We start from the raw sequence: 17,397 nt of genomic DNA on the forward strand, positions 1-17,397 counted from the left end.
ATAATAAGAGCCTGTTTAAATTTCAGGTAAAATTTAAACAGGCTCTTAGTCCCAATCCTTCTTTCTATAGCTTTTATTCTAAAGGAAATGTATCAATATTTCCATCTGCAATATTATAAATGCAAATTCAAGATATTACAATTTTCACTGCTCACTTCTTCATAAGAGCAACCGTACACCACAAATAAGGAGCCTGACCGTGAAAATCTCCCGCCAGACGGGGACGGTCGTAATAATACTGCTTATCGTTCTTCTTACCTGTACCGATACAGACTTCAGTCACATTGTTACGCTCGTCGATATACGGAATCATTGCCAGCCATGCTTTCCGGGCTGCAGGTGCATATTCTTTAGCATCCAGCCAGCCATTTTTTACACCTACAATAAATCCATAGGTAAACATAGCTGATCCTGATGTCTCAACCCAGCAGTCAGGCTCATCGATCAACTGGTTCCACATACCACTTGGAGTCTGATATTTTTTCAAACTTTCCATCATGGTAAGGTAACCTTTCATAATACGTGGACGGTCTTTATGATCGGCAGGAAGATATGTCAGCAGATCAGCCATACCTACAGCCATCCAGCCATCGCCGCGACCCCAATAGTAAGGAACATCCGGTGCATGGTAGAAAAGTCCGTTAGGACGCTGTATCTCTTCCAGATAGAGTACCATCTCCTTTGCCGCGCGGTCAATATACTTGGAGTCTCCGGTCACTTTATATGCCTCGGCCTGTACCGAAGTAATCATATACATATCGTCGATCCATAAGCGGGTCTGCCACGAATAGCCTTTTTCTGCCCAGGCTTTTTCCGCAGGTTTTGCATTAGCCGGAACTTCCCATTGAGTATCGGCATAAGCCATACCCATATCCAGATAACGTTTATCTTTTGTTATCTGATAAAGTTTAAGGGCCAATCCGCCAAACATATTATAATCGACATGATTCATCGGAGGTAATAATGCTTTCTCCCGAGTAAAGAAAGGTTCAAATCTGTCTTGTAGAAGTTTTATTAGTTTCTGATCTTTTGTCTGAAGGGCATAATCGAGAGCCCCTGTCCAAGTACAGACTTCGGCATAATGAATATATCTCCCTGCATAAAGGTCGTGCCTGTCGTCTACTATATGATATGCCAGACGTTTACCTACTTCTTCGGGAGTAAATCCTTTGGAGAAGTTAGTTAGCTGGCTTTGCTGGGAAAACAAAAACTGGAATGGTAAAAGAAGTAATAACGTAAATAATTTTCGAAACATAATATTGATTTTTAATTATAAAATATATCTGAAATAAACCTCCGGCTTGTTGTCCGGTAAGATGATCCAGTATCTGATTACAATTTAGAATACTAACAATTACAATAATTGCCCGACCTCTTTCAGTCGGCTCCTAAGTTTATTTATATCGACATTATGAACATCGGGCTTTGTTGTTTTAAAAATCTGTCCGGCAGCTACACCGGCAGCTTCTCCCGTAACCAGACATGGAGGCATTACCCTCAGACTGCCATGTGCATAATGGTCAGTGGAGATACAACGTCCGGCTACAAATACATTTTTAAGTCCTACCGGAAGAAGACATCTGAAAGGTATGCCATGAGACTCTCCTTTTCCATAGCGTTTATATTCTTTTGCATCACTTTTATGTATATCTATGTAATAAGAGTTACGTCCGATGCCATCCTCAAACTCCCTACGGGCCAGCCAGTCTTCGACTGTAAAGGTATAATCGCATTTGATACGTCGGCTTTCTCGGACACCCATCAAGGCGCCTGTGGTAGCCAGATAGGAAGCTGCAAATACTTTTGGTTCGTACTCTGCCAATCCTTCCTGAAACTGCCGGGCTATTTTACGGCCAACCATCATTGCTGACGAAAGTGAAACAGGATTGGTACTATCCACCGTAACATGACCTGCATTAAAGGCCAGATAGCCTGGTCCTGCATACTTGTCATTGATATGGCTATCCTTTATCAAAGGATATTTCCCCGACTTAAGCATTTCATGTATAGGGCCATCCTTTCTACTGGTATGTACACTGCCGATCAGCGAAAATTGGTACGGATCAATATTCGCCAGTGCGAAACAAAGTGTACCTTCCTGTACTGTCCCTTTGCCGTCGCCCGTATCAAATTTTGCTCCGGCCCACGCTGCAAGATCACCATCACCCGTACAGTCGATAAACAGTTTGGCCTTGTAGGCAGTAAGACCGGCCTTATTCCCGACAATGACAGCATCTACCACTCCGTCCTGCTTCATTTCCACGGCAGCCATAGTAGAAAAGAACAAAACAGATACCCCTTCCGACGTTACCAGATCATCATACACCACTTTCAGATATTCTGAGTTGATCGGAACCCAGTCGTCTCCTTTTACGTGAGGAACTCCTTTCTTTGCTTCCAAGAATACCTTTTCCGCTATCCCTTTATAAATAATCTTTTCCTTATCCGTAAAAGGACACCATGCGTTCAACAGGCCGGAAGTCCCCATTCCACCAAGAGCACCGGTTCCTTCTATCAGTAAAACTTTCGCTCCTTCGCGTGCGGCAGCGGTGGCAGCAGCACATCCTGAAGGACCGCCTCCGACAACAACTACATCCCACTGATCGTCTACTTTTATACCCTCTTTCCGGGATATAGTCTGTGAGGATATTGTTTCCCCTGCCGAGATACTGCTGTTCGCAATTGAAGCCAGCCCCAGCATGCCTGCATTGCGCAGAAATTTTCTTCGTTCCATATGTATTAATTTAAATTGCTATATGAGTGTTTTTCATTTTACTAAAATAGTATTTTTCACTTGAGAAACATTACAACCCTTCAGAATCAATGAATAATTATCTGCCGGAAGATTCTTTTTATCCGTCTCTATTGTTATACTGCGGCTTTCTCCCGGCATCATACTAAAAAAGTTATCGGTATAGTATGAAGGGCGTACAGGTTTACCTGCCGAGTCGAGCCATTGCAATTGCGTGAAGAATGCAATTGAACGGTTCGTATTTTTCAGCTCGATGTCTATATAATGTTTTCCTTCGCTTACACGTGTTTTGTATTTCATCGACAGTTTAGCCGGAGCAAGTTCTTTTATACTCTGGAAACCTGCTGTAGTAGGCCCTGTCATAGATTTCATCCCTTCATATACGCTCGTGGAACGCCAGTAGAAGTTACTGCCCACTTCCTTTCCTGTACTATCAAAAAGGCGAAGCTTGATAAAATGAACGGGCGAGATATTCGCAGGGAAATCAATTTTAAATACATCATTTACAACTCCATCTTCGGGAAGATCGACCGAAGCCTGATTTTTCCATACTTGTTTTGAGTTGATATCGAATACTTCAGCTGTAACCTTATAACCGGAAAAAGCCTTATAATAGTCGTTTACCACCGATACCGTATTTTTCAGATAGTCGAACTGGGGGTGTAGCGGTTCACATGCATTTGCTGCCGCATAGAGTGCTGCCGTAGGTTCGAGCGACCAGTCCCACATTCGCCCGCAAACCTGACGGACAGGAGAATTGTGATACCAGAAAAGAACTCCGGAAGTATAGCGGTCTCCATAATTTAGTTTGTTATAGTTCCAGACCTCCCAGATACTTTTGTAACTCATTGCTCCTACAAATTGCCCTTTCATCGCGAATTCGTCTATGCTCTCCGACTTTCCATACTCATTCACCAAGTCTACATATAGAGAAGACATCTGGTGAAATCCATTGCCATCACTATAATCCCATACTTCCGTATTGATTGGCCAGAGGTCTTTTTCGGGCATCATTTCACGCAGGCATTCAACAGTAGGGAGACAAGGCGCGCCATATTCAGGATTAAATCCGTCTACCCGGCTGCCACGTTCGGATGCCGTGTTTTCATAATGCCTCATCGGATTGACTGTTTTATACGGACTGCCATCATGGATTCCGCAACATTCCGATTCCATCTGATAACCACGTGTACCGTCTATCCGCTGAAGTAATTCTTCGAGACCAGACATTTCGGTCGACTCATTCGAACATACATAATAAGCCAGTGACGGATGATTCCGTACACGTTTAACGGTCGATTCCGCATTCTGCAAATGTAGTCCCCTGTCGATCGGATGCTTTGTATCACCTGTCATCCAGAATTCCTTCCAGACCATTATCCCCAGTTCGTCGCACAAATCGAAAAAGTAGTCGGACTCTGTGATACCGCCACCCCAGAAACGAATCAGGTTTACGCCCGATTGCGCTGTATAGCGTAACTCCGCATAAGTTCGTTCGTCAGACATGCGCAGCATGTTTTCCGGCAACCAGTTAGTCCCTTTGATAAAGATATCTTTTCCGTTGACCCTGAATGTGCGCGACTTATCGGGAGTATCCGTATGTGATGTAATTTCCCTGATACCGAAACGGGTAGTCATGGAATCTGAGACTACACCCTGTATCTCAGCTTTTACAGAAAGGGTATAAAGTTCCTGCGGACCTTTGTTTACAGGCCACCAGAGACGGGGTTTATCGATAGCTAACTGAGGAAAATCCGTAGTATTGAATTCTATCGTTTTGGTAAGTCCCCGTAAAATTTCAACTTCTCTTTCGAAAGTAATGCCTTCACCTAGTATTTCACCTTTTATCTTTACTTTTTGAGCTCTGAATCCGGGATTATGTAATTCTACACTTACAGTCTGGCGTGAATGGTCATAACCGGGTTTGCGCAAATCGCTCTTCACAAACGGATGGTTAAGCGTAACCTCTCCTGTTTTAAAGAAACTGATATCTTTCCATATCCCCGTATTACGGTCGCGGATACCATCGAGGTAAGTAAAATCCCAACCTACCGTCATGAGCATTGTTACATTCTTGCCAATTTCCCCATTACCACCATTGCGAAACTCTCCTGCTGCCCCCCACGATTTGGAAACTCCTTCGCGCGGGCCGCCCGGTTCGTCTATGGGATAGACTTTTACTGCAAGCACATTCTTGTTTCCCGAATTGATATAGTCTGTTATATCTATAAATTCCTGACGGAACATTCCGGCTATATTAGCAACCATTTTACCATTGAGCCAAAGTTCGGCCCGGTAGTTTATTCCATCCACTTGCATCCACATACGTTCGCCCTTCACGCATTCAAGCCCGTCAAACTCGGTACGAAACCAATAGGTGTAAAAATCACGTCCAGCAGTACTCAGATCGGGTATTAATTCACTTGTTATTTTGTTATTCAGGCCAAAATAGGGTTCAGGATAGATTCCCTGCGCCACCAGCGAATTGAGTACAGTACCGGGAACAATCGCTTCTGCCCATCCCTTTGTACCATATCCGATAACGGAAACATCTTCGGCCCTGTCGGTCACATCTCCGGCCTTTTTCATCAGCCATTGAGTTTTGCCTCCATGCCCCTTATCAGATTTCAGCGAAAAGAGATACTCGCGTCCTTGAGAAAAAGTTGATTCACTAAACGCAAAAATTAAAAACGTAAAAATTAAATACTTAAAACAAACTCTCATTATTATTTATTTATTAATGTCAATCTTTCGGGCATTAATATTGCCTCTATTTTTCAGTTTTGTATTGTAAGAATGCCCTTATATAAACCTTAAAGTCTGATACAGGCGTACGGGTTTAGTGTACGCCTGTATGATTTACTGAAAGGATTTACATTTTATCCCACCCGTTAGCTTGTTGCGGATAAGGATCGCCTACAATAACAGACTCTATTTGTTTCTGAGGAATAGGACGTAATATATGGAAATCCTGTATATTATCTTTAGGTAAGGTATGATTTGTCCATTTTGTGGTGAAGAAACCATACTTCCGCACCCGTTCAACCAGTTTCTTTGTGCGCACGAGGTCGAGCCAGCGCAACTGTTCGCCACAAAGTTCACGTGTCCTTTCGTCCAGAATATAATCTATAGTTACATCCGCTGGAGTTATCATCAGGTCATTGATATATTCGGTCTTCGAGGCAGCCCTCTTACGAAGTTCGTTGATATAATAGGCTGCTCCGTCGGTAGTCGAATTATTTCCGAGCTTAAAAGCGGCTTCTGCGGCAATAAGATATGTTTCCGCCAGACGGTACACAATGATTGTGCGGCGTGAGTCGAATGAAAGGCTTGTCCGGTTAGGATCCAAATATTTCTTCATTGTAGGAAAATTAGGATCGGTATAGTTCTCCGGAGTAAGTATATAGTAGTTTGCCGACTCTATCTCCTCTTTGGTCATATTCTTACCCGGAAGATAGCCTGCAAGCTCTCCTTTTGCGCCACTCCTGATTGCAGAATACTTGTTTTCACCGACATAGAATTCCTGCTTTTTATTGCTGAAATCAACCGGAGCAGTCCATTTACTTTGGAAGGTGCCATGATAACGTGAATCTTTATCTATATTGCCAAAAACCGTGTTATATAGCCAAGTGGTTCCATGATAGCGGGCATATACACGCCCGTCTTCTATCTGCTGAACATTGCCGCTACCATTAAAGTTGAAGTAGCCTGCAACAAAGATATGAGCAAGATTATTCATACCCGAATCCTTTTCCGGAACACCGTAAATAGGGTCGTCAGTCATCTGTACATTAAAGAGTATTTCCTGATTATTTTCATTTCCGGGCTTATGAATATCTTCATATTTTCCCATCAGTTTTACCCCCGTCTGGTCTCCATCCTCTATCAGCTTTGTTGCTATATCATATGCATTCTGGAAATCAGTGGCTTTGGCGGCGCTGCTCCATCCACGTGTAAGATATACTTTTGCCAGGAGATGACGGGCTAACGCCTGAGTAACACGTCCGGGCTGGGTATCTTTAGGGCCGACAGGCAGATTGCCGGGAGTTGTACAATACAACAGATCTTCGACTACAAAGTCGTAAACATCTGCCATAGGGTCACGCTTGGCTGTTTTCACTATCACGTCATTATATGTGCGGTTCAATGTCACATCACCGAAAAACTGCACTAAACGGAAATAAAGTAACGCTCTGAAAAATCTGGCCTCAGCCAGCATGGTTATTTTCTTAGCTTCGGGGATATCTGTCATGTTTTCACCGAAATGGACAAGGCCATTGCAGGTATTTATCAGTGTATACGAACTTCTCCAATAGGAATAGATATAGTCGGAATTAGGTTTGTAATTCGTTGTATAATTACCAAAATTATAAATGTCACCCGAAGAACGGCTATAAAATTCGTCAGTTCCGGGCACTGTTATCATATGGATGGAACTGAGAGGGCCATAAAAGGTCCTCATCCCGCCATACACGCCGTTCAGTCCCAGTTCGAAACCCTGTGGTGTACTGAATGACTCGGGTGTCATCTTCGAATGATTTTCTTCATCCAGAAAATCGCCGCATGCCATCATAACAAATAGCGGAAGGCAGGCTAATAAATATATTATTTTTTTCATTATTTTTCTTTGTTAATATTGACCGTAAACTAGTTGACTGCTAACTGTTGACTGATTTAAAAGGTTATATTAATACCGAATAACATTTGCCATGATGGAGGTATTACCGTACCCATCACCCGGTTTGTTTCCGGATCAAGCCCCTTATATTTGTTTACATATTCCGAAAAGAATGTAAATGGATTTGTCGCTGTGGAATAAACACGGGCCTTACTTACCCCTACTGTCTTAAGCAGTTTATCCGGTAAGGAATATCCCAAAGTAAGCGTCCGTATCTTGAGATAAGAGGCATCAAACAGTGTAAGTGTGCCTTTGTACGGTATACTCTGCACCTTATTATTCGGGGCCGGCCAACGGGCGCCTGTATTCTCAGGAGTCCAGTAGTCTACATTCAGGTTGTTGTAATAACCTCCCATCAGAGAGTTTTGTCCTCCACCATAAAGTTCAGACCTGAGCTTACCTCCCTGACGGAAATTCATAACCACAGTGAAGTCGAAGTTCTTGTATGCGAGACTATTTGTCCATCCTCCTTCGAAGTTTGCCTGATGGCTACCTACTATTTTGCGGTCAAGATCGTTGATTACATTATCAGGAACACCGTCTGGGCCACTTATGTCTGCTACTTTAATAGTTCCTATCACCGAGTCGTCACCGGAAGTCTTAAGTCCGTAACTTTCTGCAAGCGCCCTGTCCTCAGGTGTATCCTGCCAGATACCCAGTCCTACATATTCGTAGAAAGATCCTAACGGATGGCCAACAAACAGGTTGTCCGAAATCAGTTTGTCTACACCTTCGGTAAGTTGAACAACCTTGTTCCTGTTGAAATAAATATTGAAATCGGAAGTCCATTGGAATTTATTTTTACCATCACCGTCGAAAACGTGTACACGGGCTGCGAATTCAAACCCGACATTTTCCGTTTCACCCACATTGTATGGGATTTGCGTGCTTACGCCGCTTGTAGCCGGAGGGGTAAATTTCATCATCAGGTTGTTGGAGAATTGTTTGTAAACCTCAATTGACCCCGAAAAGCGGTTGTTAAGAAAACCTAAATCTATACCGGCATTGTAACTGGCGGTACGTTCCCACTTCAGTTCGCTGTTAGAAGCAGCAGTAGGATAGTATCCGAGTACACCCTGTGACCCGAAGATATACTTGTTGCTGGTCATATCGCCCATAGTATCGTAAGGACTCACATTGGTGTTACCTACTTCTCCATAACTTAGCCTCAGTTTCAGCTGTGACAATATATGAGAAGTCCCGCTCATAAATTTTTCATTTCCGATATTCCAAGCCAAAGCGGCAGACGGAAAATAATGCCATTTATTCCCTTTAGCCAAACGTGATGAACCATCGGTACGCAGCGTTGCCGTAAGGTAATAACGGGAGTCGTAGTCGTAATTGATACGCCCCATATAAGAGAGCATACTCCATTTATTATAATCTCCGTTTCCTTTATGGTTTTCAGCTGTACCCGGATTGTAGTATCCCACTTGATTGGTTGGTACATTTTCGTAGTTCAGGTCGAATTCCTGAGCTTCTCTTTCTTCGGCGCTAAACATGGCCGTAAGATTGAGATTGTGCTTATCGAACTTTCTGTCATAAGTTAACAGGTTCTCAATAGTATAATCGGTCAGAGAATTAGATTCGTTATACCCGTAGTTAGATGACTGGCGACGCTTGCTTGTTCCTTTCTGATAGTAACGTTGCAGCGTGGTAGAAGAAAGTTGTACGCCGGCATTGAGCCTGTATTTGAATCCGTGAGTGAAATCCACTTCCAGATAACCTGTCGTAAATGTTGACAACCTTTTGCGATCATCCTGAATCGCATCCTTGCGAAGGTCCATTAAAGGATTGCTCATAAGGTCGTTCGGATGCACCTTTTCCCGGATTGTACCATCATCCATGTATGGCGACAACAACGGGCTGAGGCTAAGGGCGTCACCCATCGGATTCAGGCTTTCCCCTCTGCTGATATAATAGGTATTCAATGTATTCAGTCCAAATTTCAGGTATTTGTTTATAGTATGATCTATAGACAATTTGAGGGTTGTACGCTCCATTGATTGCAGGTCATATACACCTGTCGATTTATAATATCCCAGCGATGCTGCATACTGTGTATTCTTTGTTCCGCCCGATAAGCTTATCTGATGATTTGTCATCACAGGATTTTTGTCATACAATTCTCGCTGCCAGTCAGTGTCTACACCTCTTTCATAACCTTCTATTTCACCATCGAGACCTCCTTCAAATACTTTTTGCATCACTCTCGGATCGTCCACTCCTGTATAATTTTCTGCGTTTTTATAACGATTATACATAGACCATTTGCGCAATTGCATATAGTCTTCAGATTTCATAACATCGTAGAAACCCAACGGTTTACTGAAACCGATATATCCATTATAGTTTACAACGGCCTTGGTACCTTCCGACCCGCGTTTGGTAGAAACAAGTATAACGCCATTGGCACCACGCGAGCCATAAATAGCTGTCGATGATGCATCTTTAAGCACAGTTACCGATGTTATATCTTCCGGTGCTATATTATTCATCATACTTAATTCGTAAGGAATCCCATCCACAACCAAAAGAGGATCGTTACCAGCTGCTATCGACCGGGTTCCCCGAATACGGATTTCGGGAGTATGCCCCGGATGTGTGGAGCCGCCGCTACGCTGTATATTCACACCCGCTCCCGCTCCTTGCAGAGCCATTGCGATATTTGCGGCAGGAGTAGCACGGATAGTTTGCTCACCCATAACATTCACCGCACCTGTGAGGTCGGAGCGCTTACGTGTACCATAGCCTACAACTACCACACTTTCCAGATTGATAACATTGTCTTCGAGAACAACATCGATTCTTGTTTGACGACCTACGGGAATTTCCTGCGAAATATAGCCGATGGAAGAGAATACCAGTATATCATTGCCAGTCGCATTGATCGTATATTCTCCCTTGTCGCTGGTTATTGTTCCCGTAGTTGTTCCTTTTACAGCCACTACCGCACCTATTACGGGTTCACCGCTTGCAGTAACAGTACCGGAAATAGTCACTTTTGCCTGCTGACCGTTTTGTGCAGTCACCACATTTACTGTCAGAAATAAAGCAATAGCCATACTTAATGACAGAAACCGTCTAAGTCTGTTTCTTAGTTTGTTCTTTTTCATAAATAATAATGGTTTTTCATAATAATAAATTCTTTTTTTCAATGGTTTTTGAGTGCGAATTAGATTAAATGTTAATTTGAACAAAATTAAGTAAGCTACAGCCTCCCCTTGTCCGCATTTCTGTAATAATTGTCAGGAAAGAGGCATGGCAGAAAAACGGACTAAAATGGCAGATATACGCATATGCATTGATATAATAATGCAGGAAGAATTAGGTAAAGCCTGTCTTAATAAGCTATATTTGTAGAAAACCTTGTTTAGTATATCTATTACTTGATATGAAGAATTTTTCAGCCCTGATAATAATCGCAATACTTGCCATTTGTGCCAACATTACCGGATATGCATATAATATTCAACATATATCTTCCCGCTTCGGGCTTTCTTCCAGTGCCGTGAGATTTGTAACAATGGATAGTTACGGATTTATGTGGTTTGCTACTTATGACGGACTCAATCGTTACGACGGCTCTTCGGTTAAAAATTACCTGCCAACCAGCCACAACAATTCCTTACCGGGAAATGTAATAAGACACATCACAGAAACCGATCCCGGAATGCTCTGGCTAAAAACAAATCAGGGATTATGCCTGTTCAACTCCCAATCAGGTACATTCGAGAACCATCCTGATATGAGAACTATATATTGGCAGGCAAAAAGCCCCGATGGAACTTTTTTTGTCCTTTCCGAGAATGATTCGATTGCAGTATATAATAAATCCGATAGTCGGTTTCATAAAATACATACTCCGGGAGTAATATCCTACAGAACACAATGCTTTTCTATTTGTAAGGATGATATCATCTGGGTATTTGGCTCTATGGGGCAGATAATGCGTTATAAAATAATAAAGGAAAACGGGATCATAACCGGAACTTACCGTTTGATGGATTATGAGCATGATGCTCCAATCAGATGGGCTTTCGAAAAAGGTACGAGCATCGTTTTTGTAGATACCCGATTTGATCTCTACACCCTTGATATCAATACAGGGGTCAAAGAATTTGTAATGAATATCAGATCGGAGATTCCGCCCAAAGAAAGCATGAGAGATGCTCTGATAGCTGGAAATGATATATTTATAGCTTTCATTAATGATGGACTTAAAGTAATAAGGCGCGATCCTGATTCCGGTAACAAACCATACATAGAACGTACCACTCTCAACTATGGTATTTTCAATATGGCTTATGATCCGGTACAACAAATTGTACTGATAGGTACCGATGGCTACGGAGTATATATATATTCGGAAGAAGATTACACAATACGATCTTCGATGTTATACGAATTCTATCCTCAGGCAAAAGTTCCCGTACGGTCTGTAACACTGGATACTGATAATAATTTATGGATAGGTACAAAAGGTGACGGGCTTTTTTGTTTTCCCGATTATAATCCGGATGAACCACTTTCCGATAAAAAAGTGAATCATTTTCATATACAGAACTCTGCTCTTGCCAATAATTCAATATTCAATCTTGTCGAAAGCAGGCATAACTTACTATGGATCATAAGCGGCGGGCCGGGGATCAATTATTATTCTTATTCCGACAAACGTATACACAGCCTACCACAGCCCCACGGAAGCAAACCATTATATTTTCTCTGTTCGGCAACCGAGCAGGATGCAAATACACTGTGGGTAACGACTTCCGGAGACGGACTACACCGTATAAAACTGATATTTACAAATGATGTTCCCAGGATAGATAGAATAGATCATTTCAGATTTTTCCAAACAGAAAATGTGATTTATGATACCGAGATAGAAAATGATTCTATTCTCTGGATCGGGAGCAGAGGCGAAGGTCTGGTCAGATTTAACCTGAAAACAGAAGAAAAAACGTTCTATAAACTAACCAATAGTGAAAATCAGTTGGTTAATGATATACTCGTAATATACCGCGATAGTCATAAAACGTTGTGGCTGGGTACCAGTTTTGGTCTTTGCCGTATAACAAAAGTGGGAAAGGACAAACTGGAATACATTAATTATAATACCGAATCGGGGCTACCGAATAACACCATACATGGAATCGTGGAAGATCCGCAGGGTTATCTTTGGCTGAGTACGAATAAGGGACTCGCAAGATTCGATCCCCGGACAAAAGTATTTACGAATTATAGCAACCCAAATAATCTTTCTGTGCAGGAGTTCAGCGATAATGCCTACTATATATGCCCTCGCAAACAGATAATGTTTTTTGGGGGTATCGACGGATTTGTTTCCATCCGCAGCAACCAGACACAAACACCTGTCTTCACACCTAACTTCTACTTTAACAGCCTGAGCATATACGGAAAAGAGGTAGAGATCGCAGACTATATTAAAATAAGAGACCAAAAGGACATACTGGAACTGCCACATTACCAGAATTTCTTTACCGTGTCGTTTGTTGCACCGGATTATGTCAACGGACACAAATATACTTACCAGTATTTGCTGAGTGGCCATAGCGACAAATGGATCGATAACGGGACTTCGAACAGTGTAACCTTTACCAATATGGCTCCCGGAGAATATCAATTGAAAGTACGTTTCTCAGCCAATAACATCTTTGAGAACCAACCTGTTTACACTCAATATATACGAATTCTTCCGCCATGGTATATGACTACTATAGCTTACATTATATACGCAATAATAACAGGTTCCGTAGCCTTGTTCCTCATATTATCATACAGACGCAAAGTAAAACGCAAAGAACACCGGGTCTTCGAAAAAATGGAACAAAAGAAAACGGAAGAAATCTATGAATCGAAATTACGCTTCTTTACCAATATAACCCACGAATTCAGTACCCCTCTGACTCTTATTTACGGCCCCTGCGACCACATACTTTCTTCTGTTGACAAATCATCTCCTGTATACGATTATGCAACCTTAATACACCGCAATGCGGAAAGGTTGAACGGCCTGATTCAGGAACTTATCGAGTTTCGCAGGATAGATACCGGGCACACTCAGGTGGTTATAGAAAAAGTTGAAATAGAAGAGTTTGCTGGAAATATATTATCATCGTTCAAACTATTATCTGATAGTAAGCAAACAGATTACAATGTAAATATAGAAAAGAAGCTCGTATGGCAAACCGATCCGGGATGCTATTCAAAAATATTGACAAACCTCGTTTCAAATGCTTTCAAATATACTCCGGATGGTGGTACTATCAATGTAGATATTTTCGTCAAAGATCAAAAGCTCGTCACTTCCGTATCCAATACGGGGAAAGGTTTCAGCCCGGAAGATTTGCCCTTTATTTTCGACCGTTACCGGGTGTTGGATAACCTTGAAAGTAGGCATAACAGCCGACTGTTTTCCCGCAACGGATTAGGACTTTCTATCTGCCACAGTACAGTAAAACTACTTGGTGGAGATATGCAGGTAAAAAGTACTCCCGGACAGATCACATGTTTTACGGTCGAACTCCCTATACATGAACTTACTAACAATGCTCTTGAATCTTCCAGAATTGCATCTGGTATCCCAATGCAAATACCGGAGAAAAAACAAATTATACTACCGGAATTCGATATTGTAAAATCACGTCCGACAGTTCTTATTGTGGACGATGAAATCGAGATACTATGGTTTGTATGCGAAATACTGAAAGACCAGTATAATGTGATCCCGGTAAACGATCCGGATACAATAGAGGAAATATTATCCAAAACAAAGATAAACCTCCTTATATCTGATGTAATGATGCCCAGACGGAGTGGTTTCGACCTTGTACGCATGCTAAAAGAATCCCGTGTGAGTTCCCATATTCCGGTTATTATTTTATCGGGCAAAAATTATACAGAAGACCAGCTTGAAGGGCTTGATGCAGGGGTAGATATGTATATTTCGAAGCCGTTCGATGTCCAATATCTGAAAAAAGCTGTCAGCCGCCTGTTGAAAAGGGAAGAAGAAACAAAAGAATATTATAATTCGGCATTAAGTGCTTTCGAAATTGAAGAAGGGCAGATTCTACACCGCGAAGATAAAGAGTTCTATGAACGGACGCTGCAAGTGATAGATGAGAACATCAAAAATCCTGCATTTTCGACCGAGGAACTGGCATCTCTGCTCAATGTAAGTGTTCGCCAACTATACAGAAAAATAGACGTCGTATATAAGAATGGCCCGGGAAGTCTGATAAGGGATTATAAATTGAAGATAGCAGAAGGCTTACTGATTAAGACAAATATTTCTGTCGATGAGGTCATTTATCAGTCGGGATTCAATAACAGAGGAAGTTTTTATAAACTATTCTCTCAACGTTACGGGATGCCCCCAAAGGCATATAGAGAAAAGCATAATAGAGAAAATAATGATTCTTGAGACAATCTTATAAAGATACTTAATTATTGTAAACTTCGAGCCAACTCAAAAAACAAAAAACAAATTTCATTGTTTTATTTGCAGATCAAGGAAAACGGAAAGGATCAAAAAGAAGACAAGCATATGATAATGCGAAAGGGAGCCAAACACTCCCTTTTTTTGCTTTTATCCCTTTATTTTTTCTTACACGATATCATCAGAAATATGGGTCTGCGTAATTCGTCACTCATACCGGGTATTCCTAGCATGGTTTCATCAGGTTCAGGCTCTACGATTTCTTTTATTTCAAAACCTGAGTTCAACAATCCGTTCAGATATGTTGTCAATGTTTTATGATATTTAACTACATCTTCGCCCAGAAAATTCGCAATACGTTTCCCCTCTGTAAAATACCTGTCGACAGGCCAGTGTAACCGTTTATTATCCTCATCGTAATACCACTCCTGAGTACCATATGCTGTAAAAACAGGGTGTTCGACAGAAAAGATAAATGAACCTCCGGATATCAGGCATTTATTTACCTTTTCGCAAATATCAGTAAACGACTCTAAATAGTGAAAAGCCAAAGAGCTGATAACTATATCGAATGTCTCCGGCTGAAATTCAAAATCTTCAATAGCCATACATTTATATTCGATATGGGGCGAAGCATTTTTCATCTTAGCTTCTTTAATCATTTTTTCAGATATGTCAATACCTGTTACTATGTCGGCGCCTTGTTCCACTGCATATACGCAATGCCATCCAAACCCACATCCTAAGTCCAGCACACGCTTGCCTGTAAAATCAGGCATCATCCTGCGAAGTACATGCCACTCCCCCGCCCCTTTAAGCCCATTCACAGAACGGGACATCCGGCTATATTGCTCGAAGAATTTTTCGTTATCGTATTTGTTTTCTTTCATTTGTTTTACGGAGAACAAAAGATATAAGTACCATATAAAGTGTTGATATCACCTTATCTTATTTTCCCCAATTATATCCTATTAAAAATTATCCCCTCGGCGTATACGTATCTGAATCGCATTCTCTATCGGTATTTCACTAACGAATGTTAGATACCCTCCGCCTCCTGCACCACTAAGTTTCCAGCCTAAAGCCTGATCTTTATACTTATCCAACACCTTGAATATATCAATGTTTACCATATGCGGATACATGAGTATCTGGGCATCGAAGCTGTCTTTTACAGCCTTTCCTAGTTTCTGAATATCCTTTGCTCTTATTGCATCCCATGCCGAGAGAGCAGCAAGACTCAGTTTCTTTGCATTTTCAATTGTTATATTAGTCTCAGACAACACATCATAATCACCGTGACGCGGATATAAGGGTACCAGCCACAAATGTTTTTCGAGCCAGCTGAGAGTTCCGTTATCCAATATACTTTCTATTTCCGAAGGCCAGAAATCCCCCGTATAATGCAATCTGTTAAGCCCCGGCATAACAATTCCCAATGAATCCTGTGACCCGCTTACATACTTTGTTCCGGGAGGATTCTCAAAACAGAAAAGGGTTAATGCCAATTTTTCCCTGTTGCCCGACGGAATGTCCACTTGCCAAAGTTCGATCGCTTTATTTCGCGAACTGGTAGACATACCACTGCGATCATTAAATTCATAATCAGGTTCTATGGATATAGTCAATACAGGCCCCGGATACAGCCTGCTGACATTAGGTTGATCAAGCCATCCGCCCGCCAGATCGATACGGTACGGAATACGGCACTCTTCGCGCAGAGCCGTAGTAGAACGAACCGGCAAATTCTCATGGGGAACACGTTTACTTACAACATATTCTATACCCAAATCTTTGCACAATTGCTCCTTCAGGGAACTATGCCCGTCACTGTTGACAAAAAATATATCCGGTTTTAGTTGTTCGATTTCTTCCAAAAAATCAATAAGTCCTGAACCACGATTTACCCACGCCTTTTTTACTGATCTGAGGGAACTCACCATATACAGGCGTTCCTGTTCATTATTGACAGTTTTTCGAGCCTTTAGTTCATTCACAGTTTTATCCGAGCCTATACCTACGTATAGTTCTCCATACGTGGCAGCCTCTTCGAAAAACGCTACATGCCCACTGTGAAGCATATCATAACACCCGCTGACAAAAACTTTCTTCATAAAGTCAATCCGATAGTAAAGTGTGTATTTCTATTATGTAAATATAAATCTTTTTTTCTATTCTGTGTAATTTTCAGAATAACTCGTATTGCATATTGAACGTTTACATATGTAATTGAGGTCGTCTAGACTTTTTGAACCTGGTAACATTATGAAACAAATACTCTCTTTGTCATTTTGAACAGAGTAAAAATCTCTTGAGAAATGAGATGCGTCCTATCGTCAGCATGACAAAGAGATATGAAAATAAAAAGTCTAGGCGACTTCATTAAAAAACATTCTTGAAAAAAATGTATGTATAATCAAAATAATATCAGTCAATCGGAAGGATATTATAATTTATTGTTATCTTTGTGCTTCAGATATTCACATGAGTTTTATTCGGATATTT

8 protein-coding genes are annotated in these 17,397 nt (G+C 41.5%); 1 reads left to right on the forward strand and 7 read right to left on the reverse strand.

Annotated features, from left to right (window positions below):
* Positions 1-151 precede the first annotated feature (151 nt).
* The 5 genes from QZL88_RS01030 to QZL88_RS01050 form a co-directional block, all read right to left on the reverse strand.
* Complete coding sequence (locus QZL88_RS01030) at positions 152-1,255, reverse strand: glycoside hydrolase family 88 protein (protein WP_296938039.1); 1,104 nt, start codon at positions 1,253-1,255, stop codon at positions 152-154.
* A 99-nt stretch (positions 1,256-1,354) separates the two neighbouring features.
* Positions 1,355-2,734 carry an FAD-dependent oxidoreductase gene (locus QZL88_RS01035; RefSeq protein ID WP_296938041.1) on the reverse strand — a complete coding sequence of 460 codons (1,380 nt, stop codon included), beginning with the start codon at positions 2,732-2,734 and terminating at the stop codon, positions 1,355-1,357.
* A 33-nt stretch (positions 2,735-2,767) separates the two neighbouring features.
* A complete protein-coding gene (locus QZL88_RS01040) occupies positions 2,768-5,341 on the reverse strand; it encodes a glycoside hydrolase family 2 TIM barrel-domain containing protein (RefSeq protein ID WP_296938043.1) in 2,574 nt (857 codons plus the stop codon).
* Between the two features lie 283 nt (positions 5,342-5,624).
* On the reverse strand, positions 5,625-7,370 hold the full coding sequence (locus QZL88_RS01045; protein WP_296938045.1) for a RagB/SusD family nutrient uptake outer membrane protein: 1,746 nt from the start codon (positions 7,368-7,370) through the stop codon (positions 5,625-5,627).
* Positions 7,371-7,426: 56 nt separating this feature from the next.
* Positions 7,427-10,546 (reverse strand): TonB-dependent receptor, encoded by a 3,120-nt coding sequence (locus QZL88_RS01050; RefSeq protein ID WP_296938047.1) that lies wholly within the window; start codon positions 10,544-10,546, stop codon positions 7,427-7,429.
* A 278-nt stretch (positions 10,547-10,824) separates the two neighbouring features.
* Here QZL88_RS01050 and QZL88_RS01055 point away from each other — a divergent pair, with 278 nt between their 5' ends.
* Positions 10,825-14,877 carry a hybrid sensor histidine kinase/response regulator transcription factor gene (locus tag QZL88_RS01055; protein ID WP_296938050.1) on the forward strand — a complete coding sequence of 1,351 codons (4,053 nt, stop codon included), beginning with the start codon at positions 10,825-10,827 and terminating at the stop codon, positions 14,875-14,877.
* 173 nt (positions 14,878-15,050) lie between these two features.
* On the opposite strand, the gene QZL88_RS01060 is transcribed toward QZL88_RS01055, so the two are convergent.
* Positions 15,051-15,782: a class I SAM-dependent methyltransferase gene (locus tag QZL88_RS01060; protein ID WP_296938052.1), complete on the reverse strand. Its 732-nt coding sequence runs from the start codon at positions 15,780-15,782 to the stop codon at positions 15,051-15,053.
* 81 nt (positions 15,783-15,863) lie between these two features.
* A complete protein-coding gene (locus QZL88_RS01065; RefSeq protein WP_296938054.1) occupies positions 15,864-17,006 on the reverse strand; it encodes an adenylyltransferase/cytidyltransferase family protein in 1,143 nt (380 codons plus the stop codon).
* Positions 17,007-17,397: the final 391 nt, after the last annotated feature.

The sequence above is a fragment of the uncultured Dysgonomonas sp. genome (assembly GCF_900079725.1).
GTDB lineage: Bacteria > Bacteroidota > Bacteroidia > Bacteroidales > Dysgonomonadaceae > Dysgonomonas.

Coding starts and splice junctions, on each gene's coding strand:
- QZL88_RS01030 (WP_296938039.1), bottom strand. CDS start 1,255: ATGTTTCGAAAATTATTTACGTTATTACTTCTTTTACCATTCCAGTTT.
- QZL88_RS01035 (WP_296938041.1), bottom strand. CDS start 2,734: ATGGAACGAAGAAAATTTCTGCGCAATGCAGGCATGCTGGGGCTGGCT.
- QZL88_RS01040 (WP_296938043.1), bottom strand. CDS start 5,341: ATGAAAAAGGCCGGAGATGTGACCGACAGGGCCGAAGATGTTTCCGTT.
- QZL88_RS01045 (WP_296938045.1), bottom strand. CDS start 7,370: ATGAAAAAAATAATATATTTATTAGCCTGCCTTCCGCTATTTGTTATG.
- QZL88_RS01050 (WP_296938047.1), bottom strand. CDS start 10,546: ATGAAAAAGAACAAACTAAGAAACAGACTTAGACGGTTTCTGTCATTA.
- QZL88_RS01055 (WP_296938050.1), top strand. CDS start 10,825: ATGAAGAATTTTTCAGCCCTGATAATAATCGCAATACTTGCCATTTGT.
- QZL88_RS01060 (WP_296938052.1), bottom strand. CDS start 15,782: ATGAAAGAAAACAAATACGATAACGAAAAATTCTTCGAGCAATATAGC.
- QZL88_RS01065 (WP_296938054.1), bottom strand. CDS start 17,006: ATGAAGAAAGTTTTTGTCAGCGGGTGTTATGATATGCTTCACAGTGGG.